This window comes from Sphingomonas endolithica (assembly GCF_025231525.1).
GTDB lineage: Bacteria > Pseudomonadota > Alphaproteobacteria > Sphingomonadales > Sphingomonadaceae > Sphingomonas > Sphingomonas endolithica.
The window spans coordinates 1,659,220-1,674,114 of sequence record NZ_CP103057.1 but is presented as its reverse complement, the minus strand read 5'-3'; the positions used below and the strand labels follow the sequence as shown (position 1 = coordinate 1,674,114).

General features: G+C 64.9%; 12 protein-coding genes. 7 read left to right on the top strand and 5 right to left on the bottom strand.

Annotated elements, in window-relative coordinates; translation table 11 throughout:
* Positions 1-169 precede the first annotated feature (169 nt).
* On the top strand, positions 170-3,739 hold the full coding sequence (locus tag NV382_RS07945; protein WP_260599968.1) for a PAS domain-containing hybrid sensor histidine kinase/response regulator: 3,570 nt from the start codon (positions 170-172) through the stop codon (positions 3,737-3,739).
* 111 nt (positions 3,740-3,850) lie between these two features.
* Here NV382_RS07945 and NV382_RS07940 read toward each other — a convergent pair whose 3' ends face one another.
* Positions 3,851-5,917, bottom strand: a complete 2,067-nt coding sequence (locus NV382_RS07940) for a M13 family metallopeptidase (protein ID WP_260599967.1) — start codon at positions 5,915-5,917, stop codon at positions 3,851-3,853.
* A gap of 157 nt (positions 5,918-6,074) precedes the next feature.
* On the opposite strand from NV382_RS07940, the gene NV382_RS07935 reads away from it, so the two are divergent.
* Positions 6,075-6,491, top strand: a complete 417-nt coding sequence (locus tag NV382_RS07935; protein WP_260599966.1) for a cupin domain-containing protein — start codon at positions 6,075-6,077, stop codon at positions 6,489-6,491.
* Positions 6,492-6,495: 4 nt separating this feature from the next.
* On the opposite strand, the gene NV382_RS07930 is transcribed toward NV382_RS07935, so the two are convergent.
* Positions 6,496-7,473 (bottom strand): MBL fold metallo-hydrolase, encoded by a 978-nt coding sequence (locus NV382_RS07930; RefSeq protein ID WP_260599965.1) that lies wholly within the window; start codon positions 7,471-7,473, stop codon positions 6,496-6,498.
* Between the two features lie 17 nt (positions 7,474-7,490).
* Positions 7,491-7,739 (bottom strand): glutaredoxin domain-containing protein, encoded by a 249-nt coding sequence (locus NV382_RS07925; protein WP_260599964.1) that lies wholly within the window; start codon positions 7,737-7,739, stop codon positions 7,491-7,493.
* Positions 7,740-7,885: 146 nt separating this feature from the next.
* Between NV382_RS07925 and NV382_RS07920 the strand changes: the two genes are divergently transcribed.
* Positions 7,886-9,190, top strand: a complete 1,305-nt coding sequence (locus NV382_RS07920; protein WP_260599963.1) for a family 1 glycosylhydrolase — start codon at positions 7,886-7,888, stop codon at positions 9,188-9,190.
* Positions 9,191-9,231: 41 nt separating this feature from the next.
* On the opposite strand, the gene NV382_RS07915 is transcribed toward NV382_RS07920, so the two are convergent.
* Positions 9,232-10,218, bottom strand: a complete 987-nt coding sequence (locus NV382_RS07915; protein ID WP_260599962.1) for an aldo/keto reductase — start codon at positions 10,216-10,218, stop codon at positions 9,232-9,234.
* A 41-nt stretch (positions 10,219-10,259) separates the two neighbouring features.
* Positions 10,260-11,003: an SDR family oxidoreductase gene (locus tag NV382_RS07910; protein WP_260599961.1), complete on the bottom strand. Its 744-nt coding sequence runs from the start codon at positions 11,001-11,003 to the stop codon at positions 10,260-10,262.
* A gap of 125 nt (positions 11,004-11,128) precedes the next feature.
* Here NV382_RS07910 and NV382_RS07905 point away from each other — a divergent pair, with 125 nt between their 5' ends.
* The 4 genes from NV382_RS07905 to NV382_RS07890 all read left to right on the top strand — a co-directional run bounded on the left by NV382_RS07905 (position 11,129) and on the right by NV382_RS07890 (position 14,712).
* Positions 11,129-12,421 (top strand): S1 family peptidase, encoded by a 1,293-nt coding sequence (locus tag NV382_RS07905; RefSeq protein ID WP_260599960.1) that lies wholly within the window; start codon positions 11,129-11,131, stop codon positions 12,419-12,421.
* 43 nt (positions 12,422-12,464) lie between these two features.
* Positions 12,465-13,130, top strand: a complete 666-nt coding sequence (locus NV382_RS07900) for an HAD family hydrolase (RefSeq protein WP_260599959.1) — start codon at positions 12,465-12,467, stop codon at positions 13,128-13,130.
* 109 nt (positions 13,131-13,239) lie between these two features.
* Entirely contained in the window at positions 13,240-14,094 is an 855-nt protein-coding gene (locus NV382_RS07895) for a manganese catalase family protein (protein WP_260599958.1), read from the top strand.
* Between the two features lie 96 nt (positions 14,095-14,190).
* Positions 14,191-14,712, top strand: a complete 522-nt coding sequence (locus tag NV382_RS07890) for a ferritin-like domain-containing protein (protein ID WP_260599957.1) — start codon at positions 14,191-14,193, stop codon at positions 14,710-14,712.
* The last annotated feature ends 183 nt before the right edge of the window (positions 14,713-14,895 follow it).

Here is a 14,895-nt window from a genome sequence, read left to right as displayed (position 1 = left end):
CGAAGTGATGCTGCAACTGAAAAGGGATCAAATCGGGTCATCCCGCGCTTAGACCCCGCAGCCGCGCCGCAACGCCTCCCTTAAGCTTTCAAGATGACCGATCCGCGTTCAGCCGGTAGGCTGCACCATAGGCGCGAGCGAAGGCAAGATGGAACAACACCGATTTCCCATGAACGGGGGCAGCGCCGGGGCCGCCATTCGTCAACGCGATTGGAGCGGGACGTCGCTCGGCGACACCGAGCACTGGCCGATTGCGCTGCGCAATGCCTTGATGCTGCTGCTCGAATCGGCGGAGTCGATGTACCTGGTATGGGGTGCCGACTGCACTTTTTTCCACAACGATGCCTATGCACCGATCCTGGGTAGACGGCTGGACGGCGCCATCGGCATGCCCGCGGCGGATTTGTGGCCCGACGCCTGGCCGCAAGTGCGGCCGATGGTCGATCAGGCGCTGGGCGGCACTGCCAGCAAGGTCGAGGACCTGCTGGTGGTCATGGATCGGCACGGCGATCCGGAGGACAGTTGGTGGTCCTTTTCCTATTCCCCGCTGCGTGGCGATCAGGGCGACATCGCCGGCGTGATGTGCATCACCAAGGATACCACGCGCAGGGTGCTGGCCGAGCGCGCACGATCGAGCGAAGTGCAGCGCTTCCGCGAATTGTTTGAACACTCGCCGAGCTTCGTCGCCGCGCTGCACGGCCCGGAACATGTCTTCTTCATCGCCAACCCGGCCTATCGCAAACTGGTCGGCGGGCGCGACCTGCTCGGCAAGAGCGTGCGCGACGCTCTGCCCGAGGTCGCCGGCCAGGGCTTGTTCGAAATGCTCGACCGCGTGCTGCAGACGGGTGAGGCGGTCACCGGCAACGGGATGCAGGTAAGACTGCGCCAGGCCGAAGGTTTGCCCGTGCTGCGCACGCTGGATTTCGTCTATCAGCCGATCCGCGACGCGGCCGGCGTCGTCACCGGTGTGTTCGTCGAAGGCACGGATGTCACCGAAGCGCATGCCACCGCCCAGGCGCTGCGCATCAGCCAGGACCGCAATCGTCAGGTGCTGGACAGCGCGATCGACTATGCGATCATTGCCAGCGATCTGGACGGCCGCATCACCGGCTGGAATGCCGGCGCGCAGAACGTGCTCGGCTGGTCGGAGGCGGAGATGCTAGGCCGCACCGCGCATTGCTTCTTCACGCCCGATGACGTCGCCGGTGGGCAGGTCGAGCACGAGATGCAGTCCGCGCTCGACGAAGGACGCGGCGCCGATGAACGCTGGCATCTCCACAAGTCCGGCGCGTTGTTCTGGGCGAGCGGCGAGATGACGCCGTTGCGCGATGCGCACGGCACCGTCGAGGGCTTCGTCAAGGTGCTGCGTGATCGAACCGTGGAACACCGCACCGCAGAAGCGTTGCGCGCATCCGAAGCGCGGCTGCGGCGGGCGCAGGAGGCGGGCGGCGTCGGCATCTTCTCGGTCGAGCTGGCCACCAACGTGATCTACGGCACGCCGGAATTCTGCCGCATCTTCGGCCTCGCATCGGCCGACGGGATCGATCCTGCGCTCACCGAAGCTTTGGTCCATCCCGAAGATACCGGATTGGCTTCGCATGCCGATACCCGGCTGACCGGCGTTGCGCCGCCGGAGGCGGAATATCGCATCATACACGGCGTCACCGGCGAGATACGGCGCATCTCCCGCCGCGCCGAGTTCGAGCGCGACGATGCCGGCCGTCCGGTGCGCATGGTCGGCGTCGTGCAGGACGTGACCGAACGCCGCGCGGCGCAGCAGGCGGTCGAGCTCAGCGAGGCCAGGTTCCGCGCCTTTGCGCAGGCGGTGCCCAACCATGTATGGTCGGCGTCGTCGGCCGGGCTGGTCGATTGGGCCAATGATCGTGCGTATGCCTATGGAGGGCGCGGCGAGGGCGATCTGCTGCGCGACGGCTGGGCCGCCTGGCTCCACCCCGAGGATGTCGAGGGCGCCGCTGCCGCCTGGGTGCATAGCATCGCGACGGGCGAGGAATATGCCACCGAATTCCGCATCCGGCGGTCGGACGGCGTCTATCGCTGGCATCTGGCCCGGGCCGTGCCGCTGCGCGATGCGGCTGGCGCGATTACCGGCTGGCTCGGCACCAATACCGATATTGAACAGCAAAAAGCCTCCGAACAGGCACTGCGCGAGCTGAATGACGAGCTGGAGGAACGCGTCGATGCGCGCACGCGCGAACGCGACCGGGCATGGCGCAATTCGCGCGACCTCATCGTGGTGATCGATACTGCCGGGATCTTCCACGAAGTAAGCCCAGCCGCGCGGCAGATCCTCGGCTGGCATCCGGAGGAGATGATCGGCAAGTCGGTGTTCGACTTCATCCACCCCGACGATAGCGCGCCGACCGACGGCGCCCTCGATCAGGCGGGCGGCGCGCCGCTGGCACCGTTCGAGAACCGCTATCGCCACAAGGATGGCGGCTATCGCACCCTGTCCTGGACGGCAGGGCCGGAGGGGGATCTGATCACCGCCACGGCACGCGACGTGAGCGAGGCAAAGGCGCAGGCCGAAGCGCTCGTCCAGGCACAAGAGGCGCTACGCCAGGCGCAGAAGATGGAGGCGGTCGGGCAGCTGACGGGCGGCATCGCGCACGATTTCAACAATCTGCTGACCGGCATCACCGGCAACCTCGAACTGCTGCAACTGCGTGCCGAGCAAGGGCGCTACGATGCGATCGCGCGACATGTAACGGCCGCGCAAGGCGCAGCGCAGCGTGCCGCTTCGCTAACGCAACGGCTGCTCGCCTTTTCGCGCCGCCAGACGCTCGATCCCAGGCCGACCGACGTGAACCGGCTGATCGCCGGCATGGACGATCTGATCCGGCGCTCGATCGGCCCCGACATCGCCCTTGAGACCGTCGGCGCGGGCGGATTGTGGTCGACCCTGGTCGATGCGCCGCAGCTGGAGAACGCGTTGCTCAACCTGTGCATCAATGCCCGCGATGCGATGCCGGGCGGCGGCCGGATCACGATCGAGACCGCCAACAAATGGCTGGACGCGCGCAGCGCTGGCGAGCGCGAGCTGCCGGCCGGGCAATATGTCTCGCTGTGCGTCACCGACACCGGCACCGGCATGACGCCGGAAGTGATCTCGCGCGCGTTCGATCCCTTCTTCACCACCAAGCCGCTCGGGGTCGGCACCGGCCTCGGCCTGTCGATGATCTACGGCTTTGCCCGACAATCGGGCGGGCAGGTGCGGATCTATTCGGAAGTGGGGCAGGGGACGACGATGTGCATCTATCTGCCGCGCCATTATGGCGATGACGCGATCGAGGAGGAGGACCAGGCCGACCAGGCCGATCTGCGCGCGGGCCAGGGCGAGACCGTGCTGGTAGTGGACGACGAACCGACCATCCGCATGCTGGTCGCCGAGATACTGGAGGATGCCGGTTACCGCATCCTGCAGGCAAGCGACGGCCCGGCCGGTATCCGCGTGCTGGAGAGCGCGACGCGCATCGATCTGCTGGTCACCGATGTCGGGCTGCCCGGCGGGCTGAACGGCCGGCAGGTGGCGGATGCCGCGCGGGTACTACGCCCGGGGCTGAAGGTGCTGTTCATCACCGGCTATGCCGAGAACGCGGCGGTCGGCAACGGTCATCTCGAACCCGGCATGGAATTGCTCACCAAACCGTTCGGTATGGACGAACTCGCCGCGCGCATCCGCGACATGATCCGGCCGACGGGAACGCTACCGGTGATCTGATCGGATCGCCATGTGGATGACCGTCACTCCGGAACAGGTTCGGGGTGACGGCTTCCGTAGAATCGGCGCTGCTACACCAACTCGTGCAGCCGCAACCTCGCTATACTCCGCTCACCAAATCCGCACGCGTTCGGCCGGCGGCAGATACTGTTTCTGGTCGGGCGTGATCTTCCACGCGGCATACCAGGCATCGACGTTGCGCAGCGGGTTCACCGCGCGGATCTGCCCTGGCGAATGCGGATCGCCGACGAGCTGCTGCCGCAGCGCTTCGTTGCGGAACAAGGTGCGCCACACCTGGCCCCAGCCGAGGAAGAAGCGCTGGTCGCCGGTGAAGCCATCGATCACCGCCGCCTTCTTGCCGCCAAGCGACGCATGATAGGCATCGAGCGCGATCAGCACGCCGCCCAGATCACCGATATTCTCGCCCATCGAAGCGCGGCCGTTGATGTGCACGCCCGGCAACCCATCGAAGCTGTACGCCTCGTATTGCCCGCCCAGCCGCACTGCCTGCGCCTCGAACTTGGTCGCGTCCTCGGCCGTCCACCAGTCGCGCAGGATGCCCTGGCCGTCCGACTTGCGTCCCTGATCGTCGAAGCCATGGCTGATTTCATGCCCGATCACGCCGCCGATGCCGCCGTAATTCACCGCATCGTCGGCCTTGGGATCGAAGAAGGGCGGCTGCAGGATGGCGGCGGGAAAGACGATCTCGTTCTTGACCGAATTATAGTAAGCGTTGACCGTCTGCGGCGTCATGCCCCACTCGGCCTTGTCGACCGGACCGCCCATGCGTTTGCGGCGGTAATCCCATTCGAAGCGCTGCGCGCGCTCGGCATTGCCGACCACGTCGCCGGGCACGATCTGCAGCGCGCTGTAATCGCGCCACTTGTCGGGATAGCCGATCTTGACGCTAAAGCCTTTGAGCTTCTCCTGCGCCTGCTGCTTAGTCGCCGGGCTCATCCAGGCGAGCCCGTTGATCCGACCGGCGAGCGCCACGCGCAGATTGCCCACCAGCCGGTCCATCTTGGCCTTGGATTCGGGCGGGAAGTACAGTGCGACATAATCCCGCCCGATGCCCTCGCCGACCGCATTCTCGGTGAACGCCACAGCCCGCTTCCAGCGTTCGCGCTGCTGCGGCTGACCGTTGAGGAATTTCGAGCGGAATTCGAATTGCGCATCCACGAAGCGCTTGGAGAGCAAAGGCGCGACATCGTCGGTAACGTGGAATGCCTCCCATGCCTTCAACGTGTCGAGATCGGTATCGGCGAACACCTTGGCGATGCCGGGAAAGGCGGTGTTCTGCGCGACGATCGCGCGCTCGGCCTTGGCGACGCCGGCGGCCTGCCAGAAGGCATCCCAGGGGAAGCCCGGCGCCTGCGTCTTCAACTCGGCGAGCGTGGTCAAATTGTAGGTCTTGTCACGGTCGCGGCTCTGCGCGCGCGTCCAGTGCGCCTGGGCCAGCTTGGTCTCCATCGCGACCACCGCGTCCGCCGCCTTTGCCGGATCAGCCCAGCCCGCCATGCCGAGCAGCTGCGCGACATATTGGCGATAGCGGGCGACCTGCGGCTGGAACTTGGCATCGAGATACAGCTCGCGATCCCCCAACCCCAGCCCGGACTGCCGCAAATACAGTGCGTAGATATCCGGCCGTTTGGCATCGTCATTAACGCCCGGTCCGAAGAAGCTCGCCCCGAACCCACCGACAGCGCGGCCCATCAGCGCGGCAACGTCTGTCTTCGATGCTGCGGCGCGCACCGGCTTCAGCCGCTCGGTCAGCGGCGCGGCATCGCGCTTCTCGGCGGCGGCTTCGTCCATGAAGCCCGAGTAGAGGATCGCCGCCTTCATCCGATCGGGATGTGCCGCATCGGTTGCATTATAGCCCGAAATCAGCACGCGCAGCCGCTGCTCGGACAAATCGCGCAGCACCGCGAACGCACCGTAGGAGGAGCGATCGGCCGGGATTTGCGTCTTGTCTACCCACGTGCCGTTGACGAAGCGGAACCAGTCGTCGCCGGGCTTTACGCTGCGATCCATGCCGGCAAGGTCGAAGCCCCAGCGGCCATAGCTTTCCGCACCCGTTGCCGCCGGGCTGGTGGCGGACGACGCTTGATCCTGGCTGAGGGCGGGCGCGGTGATCGCAACCAGAGCCGTGGACAAGGCAAGCAGCAACGGCTTCTTCACAGGCGGATTTCCTCTTTTGTTACAGGCGCTTTGCCGCTGCCTTCGGGCTCTTCTGGCATCGGGGGAGAGGCGACGCAACATGCGAGTGCGCCGTTTGGCGCATGCGGCGCATCCAATCGCGTGCCCGGCGGTTATGCTGCAAACACAGGAGCGAATGATGGCGATTTTCAACAAAGACATGATCGATCTGGCCGGCAAGAACGAATTCTTCCAGAAGGAGGTCTTTCGCGATGCCAAGGTGCAGATCGTGCTGATGAGCATTCCCGCCGGCGAAGATATCGGCATGGAGACGCACCCGGCTGATCAGACGACCTTCTTCGTCAGCGGCGAGGGGCAGGCGGTGGTCGACGGCGCGCGCAGCAGCGTGTCGCCCAACCACATGATCGTCATCCCCAAGGGCGCCGAGCATAACATCATCAACAAGGGCGGCGGGCCGCTGAAGCTGTTCTCGGTCTATGCCCCGCCGGCCGAGCCCGCAGGTGTCGCACACAAGACCAAGGCCGATGCCGAAGCCGCCGAGGAAGGCTTCGTCTCGCGCGCGGCCAAGAAGATCAAGGCCGCCGTCACCGGCTAACTGATCAGCAGTCGAACACATCACCCGGGCGGGCGGCGACAAACCGCCCGGCGGGTGCATCGTCGGCCGCCATCGTCGTGGCGAGCAGTTCGGCCGGTTCCTCGCAGGGTTCGTCGGTCAGGCGGAACGTGCCCCAATGGATGCCGATCGCCTGTCGCGCACCGACATCGCGCATGATCTGCACCGCCTCGACCGGATCGGTATGCTGCGCGGCCATGAACCAGCGCGGGTCATAGGCGCCGATCGGGATCAGCGCGACGTCCGGCGCACCGTGCCGTTGCTGCATGTCACGGAAGATCGCACCGTCGCCATAGCCGGTGTCGCCGGCGAACCAGATGCTGCCGACCGGCGTGTGAAGAAAATGACCCGCCCATAATGCCATGCGGCGATCGCGCGCGCCACGTGCCGACCAATGGTTGGCGCGCGTCAGGGTCGTCGTGAAGCCCTCGGCAATGGTCAGCCGCTCGTGCCAGTCGCCGACCAGCATGCGCGCACCCGGCACGGCCTTGCCGACGATCGCATCGTTGCCGAGCGGCATGATCATCAACGGATCATGCGCAAGCTTCAGCCTGCGGAGCGTCGCCACGTCCAGATGATCGTAATAGTTATGGCTGAGCAGCACCGCGTCGATTGGCGGCAGATCGGCAAAGTCGGTGCCCGGCGCGGTCACACGCTTCGGTCCGGCAAAGGCGAACGGGCTGGCACGCATCGACCATACAGGGTCCGTAAGCAGGTTCTTGCCTGCGGCCTGGATCAGCAACGTCGCATGCCCCACCATGGTGATCCGGAGGCCGGGCACGCGTTGGTCGGGCATCGTGGCCTTCACCGGCACCGATGCCGGCCAGTCTGCGGAGCGCGCCTCGCGCCGCCAGCGCAGGATGTCGGCCAGCGATCGATCGGTCGGCGGCTGCCCTGGGTTGAAGAACCGCGTACCGTCGAAATGGTCGCTGACTGGACCGCGATAGTAGCGATTGCCTGACATTGCGCGGGGCCGATGCGTCAGGCGCTGGCCAGATATTGTTCCAGTGCGTCGCTGCCGCCGATTCGTTCGCCGTGGATGAACACCTGCGGGGTGGTCGTCACGCCCTGCTCCTGCTCGAACGCATCCACTTCCTCGCGCGAGCCGAGGATGTGTTCGTCGATCTCGTAGCCGGCATCCGCCAGCATCTCCTTGGCGCGGACGCCGAACGGGCAGACATGGTCGGGCAGGACCATGCGGTAAAGCGTCGCTGTCTTGTCGTCGGCCATGCAATTACTCCCAAATCGGGCAAACGTGCCCATGGGCGCTTAAGCGATCCAGCGCGGGGAGTGTTCCACTTGGGCGTACGCCGAACATGGCGTGGGTCGATCGCGCCGCTGCGGCGTTGAGCAAGGCCTTTATGTAGGAGAATTTGATGGCGACCTTCATGTTCGCGACCGGGATCGAGAACAGCGTGCCGACGATCAACGGTGGCCGCACCCGCGTCGACGAGATGGACAGCTGTGGCCATTACAAGCACTGGCGCACCGATTTTGCACTCGTCGATGAAATGGGCATCGGCTATCTACGCTACGGCCCACCGATCCACCGTACATGGACCGGCGTCGGTAAATACGATTGGGAGTTCGCCGACCTTACCTTCGGCGACCTTAAGCGCCGCAACATCGTGCCGATCGTCGATCTGTGCCATTTCGGCGTGCCCGACTGGATCGGCGATTTCCAGAACCCCGACTTTCCGGAACTGTTCGCTCATTATGCGCGCGCCTTTGCCGTGCGTTACCCGTGGGTGCAGATCTATACGCCGGTCAACGAGATGTACATCTGCGCCACCTTCTCGGCGCGCTACGGCTGGTGGAACGAGCAGCTGAGTAGCGACCGGGCGTTCGTCACCGCGCTCAAGCACATCGTCAAGGCTAACGTCCTCGCCATGTGCGCGATCCTGGAGATCAGGCCCGACGCGATCTTCGTGCAGAGCGAATCGTCCGAGTATTTCCACGCCGAGAGCCCCGCGGCGATCCGGCCCGCCGAGGTGATGAACGCCCAGCGGTTCCTGTCGCTCGATCTCAATTATGGCCGGCGGGTCGATTCCGAAATGTACGAATACCTGCTCGATCACGGCATGACCCGCGCGGAATATCATTTCTTCCTCGACAATCGCCTGAAGCAGCACTGCATCATGGGCAACGATTACTACGTCACGAACGAGCATCGCGTGCGCGACGACGGCGCGACGCGCGCCTCCGGCGAGATCTTCGGCTATAGCGAGATCACCCGCCAGTATCACGACCGATACCGCCTGCCGGTGATGCACACCGAGACCAATCTGGTGCAGGGGCCGCTTGGTACCGAGGCGGTCGATTGGTTGTGGAAGGAGTGGGCCAACGTGCTGCGCGTCCGCAACGACGGCGTGCCGATGGTCGGTTTCACCTGGTACTCGCTGACCGATCAGGTCGACTGGGACAGTGCGCTGCGCGAGCAAAACGGCAACGTCAACGCGCTCGGGCTCTACGATCTTGATCGCAACATCCGCCCCGTCGGCACGGCCTACAAGAAGCTCATCTCGCAATGGCGCGATGTGCTGCCGACGCAGAGCATGTGCCTGACCGTGCCGATCGTCCCGCCGGACGAGACCGACAGCCGCCACGCCGTCCGTCAACGCGCCCGTGCCGAGCGGATGTTCCGGCGCCCGCCGGGAGCGCCGGCGGGGCAGGACGGATAAACCCTACAAGCCTTGTTCTTATTACGGGGTGAGGGCGAGCCTTATCTATTCAGTGCCGCCATCTGCGCCGCCGCGTAGCGCGTTCCGGTGGCCGCACCGGGCGGCAGCACCTGATCGATCCGCGCCAGATCCTCCTCGCTCAGCACCACATCGAGCGCACCAAGATTCTCCTCGAGGTACGTGCGGCGCTTGGTGCCCGGGATCGGCACGATGTCCTCGCCCTGCGCCAGCACCCAGGCGAGCGCCAGCTGCGCCGGCGTGCATCCCTTGGCCTCTGCCATCGCCCCGATCTCCGCGACCAGCTCCAGGTTCTTGGCGAAAGCCTCTCCCTGGAAACGCGGATGGTTGCGGCGCGTGTCGTCGGCCGGGAGGTCGTCCGGCGTCTTGAACTGACCGGTCAGGAAGCCGCGCCCAAGCGGCGAATAGGGCACGAAGCCGATGCCGAGTTCTCGAACCGTCGGCAGCAGTTCGTCCTCGGGGTCACGGCTCCACAACGAATATTCGGTCTGCAGCGCGCTGATCGGATGCACCTTATGCGCGCGGCGGATCGTCGATGACGCAGCTTCCGACAGGCCGAGATACTTGACCTTGCCCGCTGTCACCAGTTCGGCCATCGCACCCACCGTCTCCTCGATCGCCACCTCGGGATCGACACGGTGCTGGTAGTAGAGATCGATCACATCGAGCCCGGTCCGCTTCAGACTCGCATCGCACGCCGCGCGAACGTATTCGGGCCGTCCGTTGATGCCCTGGAAGCTGCCGTCGGGCCCTCGCACATTGCCGAACTTCGTGGCGACGACCACCCATTCGCGCCGCTCGCGCACGACCCTGCCGACCAGTTCCTCGTTCTTGCCCACCCCGTACATGTCGGCAGTGTCCAGAAAGGTCACGCCGCGATCCAGCGCAAGGTTGATCGTCGCGGCGGACTCGGTGTCGTCACGGCCGCCGTAGAAATCCGACATGCCCATGCAGCCGAGGCCCAAGGCGGAGACTTCGAGTCCTTGCGAGCCGAGCTTGCGCATCTTCATCATCGTAACTCCGGTAGATAGCGGGCGGCCTGCCCGCGCGATCAATATTCCTGCGCGGTGGGGCGGAAGAGTATCTCGTTGATATCGACATCGTCCGGCTGCGAGATCGCATAGGCGACCGCTCGCGCAAACGTGTCGGCGGGCACGGCCAGCTTGAACAACGGCGTGCCGGCCTCGCGCACATCGGCTTCGGTGATGCTGTCGGGCAGTTCAGTCGCCACCGCGCCCGGCGAGATGATCGTCGTGCGGATGCCGAACGGAGTCACTTCCTGGCGGAATCCTTCGGAAATGATCCGCACCGCATGCTTGGTCGCGGAATAGACTGCGCTGCCCGGACGCACCTTGTGACCCGCGACCGACGAGACGTTGATGACGTGCCCCGATTTCTGCGCCTGCATGATCGGCAGCACCGCGGCGATGCCGTACAGGACGCCCTTGATGTTGACGTCGATCATCCGCTCCCAATCCTCGACCTTCAATCGATCGAGCGGGGAATTGGGCATCAGCCCGGCATTGTTGATCATCACGTCGATGCGGCCGAACCGCGTGATCGCCGTATCGACCAACGCCTGCACGGCAGCGCGATCGACCACATCGACGGTGCGAACCTCGACCTCTGCACCGCCAGCGGTCAGATCCGCCGCCAGTGCGTCAAGCCGATCGCGCCGCCGGGCGCCGATCGCGAGCTTCGCGCCTTTGGCCGCCAGCAACCGCGCCGTCGCTTCGCCCAAACCACTACTCGCGCCAGTGATGACGACGACCTTGCCGGTGATGTTCTCTATCATGCGGCCCTAATGTTTCGCCCGTCAAAGAGTTGCGCACGCCCATAATATCGCGGCGACAATTCTCGCCAAGCGGCGCCGCGGCTGGTAGGGCCGCCGCCGTGCGAACCGCAATCCTCGGAGCCTTGATGCTCCTGTCACCGACCATCCTGTCAGCCCGGCCCGTCGGGCCGCAGGTGCCAGTGCAGAGCTTGCCTGCGCCTGCCGTCCGTCCGCCGGCCGCGATGCCGGTCATGGAAAGCGCGGCCGAGGCGCTGGCGCGTGACGGCGCGGAATATGCCCGTCAATTCGGCGTGGCGACCGAGGAGGCGGCGCGCCGGCTTGCCGCGCAGCAGGCGAGCGTCATGGCCACCGACCGCCTCGCCGAACGCTATCGCGATCGGTTGGCCGGTATCGTCGTTGAACATCGCCCTACGTATCGTATCGTCGTCCACTTGACCGGGCAGGTGCCGGTGCCGGCGATGCAGCTGCGGACGGGCGGCATTGCCGTGCCGATCGTGTTCGAGACGGGCGCGCGGGGCACGCGCGAGCAGGTGGTGTGGGCGATGACCTGGCACCAGGCGGCGATCCGCGCGGCTTTGCCCAAGCCTCCCGGCCTGGGGCTCGATCCGCGCACCGGCGAACTGGTGGTGATCGTCGGCAGCGCGCAGGCCGGGGCTGGCGTCGCCGCTATCCAGCAGCGGATCGAGGCGATCGCCGGCGTGCCGGTGCAGGTGCGCATTATCAACCAGGTGGAGAAGAATCTCGACGTGGCGGGCGGCGCGCGCGTCGAGGGCGTCAGCCCGGCGGACGGCAAGCGCTACGTCTGCACGACAGGCTTCACCGTCGGTGACGGGGTGCGCAGTGCGGTCGCCACCGCGGCGCATTGCCTGGACGATCTGAGCCTGCGCGATCCGATCCTCGGCAGCGTGCCGCTGGCCTTTGTCGGGCAATGGGGCTGGGGCTATCGCGACGTGCAGATCAACGCCAGCGCCGTGCCGCTCGCGCCCACCTTCTACGCCGACACCGCTAAGACGCGGCTGCGCGCGGTGACCGGCCAGCGTACGCGCGCCGCGACCCGTGCCGGGGACTTCGTCTGCCATCGCGGCGAGCGCACCGGCTATAGCTGCGCACTGGTGGAACTGACCGATTTTGCGCCCGCCGGGGATATCTGCGGCGGCGCGTGCCTGCCGACCTGGGTGACGGTGGCCGGGCCGACCTGCAATGCTGGCGATTCCGGCTCGCCGGTGTTCAGCGGTACCACGGCCTTTGGCATCCTGAAGGGCGGCAGCTACCGCCGCGATGGGTCGTGCGCCTTCTATTTCTACATGTCGGTCGATTATCTGCCGGCCGGCTGGACGTTGCTGCGTGCCGGCGCCGATCCTGCGAGCAATCTGGCGGCGGACAGGAACCTACTGGAGCGCCACTCGCTCAGGCAGTGACGCAGCATCCCGCGTCGGTCACCAGCCCCGCGCGAGAAAATCCATGAAGATCAAGGCCATCCTGTTCGATATCGACGGTACGCTCGTCGACAGCAACGACATGCACGTGATCGCGTGGGAGGAGGCGTTCGCCGGGATTGGCGCCACGTTCGACCGGCAGGTGATCCACGATCAGATCGGCAAGGGCACCGACATGCTCGTGCCCACGTTGCTGCCCGACCTCGACGACGATGCGGTGGAAGCATTGGGCGATGCGCATGGCGACATCTTCAAGGCCAAGTTCCTGGAACGCGCGCAGCCTTTCCCGGAGGCGCACGATCTGCTCGCCCGCGCTCATGCCGCCGGGCAGAAGGTCGTGCTCGCCTCGTCGGCGTCGGCGCCGGAGCTGGAGCATTATCTCGACCTGCTGGACGCGCGCGATCTGGTCAGCGAGACGACCAGCGCCGACGATGTCGCCAACACCAAGCCCGCGCCGGATATTTTCGCGACCGCCTTGAGCAAGGTGACGCCGCTAGGCCCCGACGAGGTGCTGGTGGTGGGTGATACCCCCTACGACATCGAGGCGGCGGCGAAATGTGGCATCGCGGCAGTCGGTTTGCGCTCGGGCAAGTTTCCGGATGCGGTGCTGCTGAAGGCGGGAGCGATCGCGATCTATGACGACGTGGCGGCTTTGCTCGCCGATTACGATGTCTCACCGCTAGCGCGCTAACCCGAGTTATCGAGCCTAACTAATCTAGATTATACAGTAATTTGAGAACCTTGTCGGCCATTGAGGCGTTACGTCCGAACTCTCATCCAAGTCATTTCGGAGAACGCACATGTATTATCATGACAAGCGGCTGCAATATCCAGTCCAGGTGACCGAGCCTGATCCCCAGTTCGCACGCATGCTACAGCAGGCGATCGGCGGCGTGGAAGGCGAGATTCGCGTCTGCATGCAATATTTCTTCCAGGCATGGGGCAATCGCGCGCCGACGACGAAATATCGTGACATGTTGCTGCATACGGCGACCGAAGAGATCGGCCATATCGAGATGCTCGCGACGGCGGTCGCACTCAATCTGGAAAAGGCACCGACGCATTTGCAGGAAGAAGGCGTCAAGGACAGCATCGTCGGCGCGGTGATGGGTGGCGAGAACCCGCGCCACAGCATCGAAGGCATTATCCACAAGAATTTGCTGTCGTCGGGCATGGCGGCGATGCCGATGGATTCTGATGGCGTGCCGTTCAACATGAGCCACATCTATGCCAGCGGCAATGTCGCTGCCGACATGTATTGCAACGTCGCGGCCGAAAGCACCGGACGCGTGCTCGCGGTACGCCTGTTCAATGCCGCGCATGACGAGGGCATGAAGAAGATGCTTCACTACATGATCGCGCGCGACACGATGCACCAGCAGCAGTGGCTGGCGGTCATCGAGGAATTGGGCGCCGAGGCAATGAATCTGCCGATCCCGAACAGCTTCCCGCAGGAAATGGAAGACCAGGAAAACAACTACAATTTTTATGCGACCTCGGTTGATGGCACGTATCCTGAGGGCGCCTGGACGTCGGGCGTCACGCCGGACGGCAAGGGCGAGTTCACCGTGTTCCGCAACGAGCCGCTCGGCGAAGAGCCTGTGCTGGGCGCGGCGCGTCCGGATAGCGGTGCGCAGGAACAGCAGATCGCCTGATCCGTTAGGAGGGCGGGCGGTTGCCTGCTCCCTGATCTAGAGCAAGGGGCAGGTCTCGGCCTGCCCCTTGTTTCGTCTCCATCGAAAGGTTGTACCGTGGCCACCCCATCCAAAGACGTACTGCAATCCGTGTTCATCACCGGCCTGAAGAACGTCCACGGCGTCGAACATCAGGCACTCGCCCTGATGGACCGTCAGATCGATCATCTCGCCCATTACCCCGAAGTCGAAGCCGTGCTTCGCAAGCATCGCAAGGAGACCGAGGAACAGATCGTCCGCGTCGAGGAAATCCTCGACGGCTTTGGTGAAACGCATTCGACGCTGAAGGATGCAGCTTTGGCCTTTACCGGCAACATGGCGGCGCTGGCCCACGTCTTCGCGCCGGACGAGATCCTGAAGAACAGCTTTGCCAACTTCGCGTTCGAGAATTTCGAGGCGGCAAGCTACAAGTCGCTGATCACGTTGTCCGAGGCCGGCGGTTTCAGCAACGCCACCCCGCTGCTGCAGGCATCGCTGACCGAGGAGCAGCGCATGGCGGACTGGGTCGACGCGCACAATGCCGAGATCACGCTGAAATATGTCGAGCGTCGCGCTGCGGGTGAAACCGCCGGTCATTGATCGCGGGAGCTTCTGCTGACGTGATGGGACCCGGGGCGCGATGCGCCTCGGGTTTTTTTTATCCGGAGAGGGGGCGATGCGGTTATGCCGTGACTGACCGATCCGCTCCGCGGCGGAAGTCGGGGCCCAGGTGAAGAAGTTGTCGTGATGAGCGGCACGCATACCATGGACTTGGCCGCTACT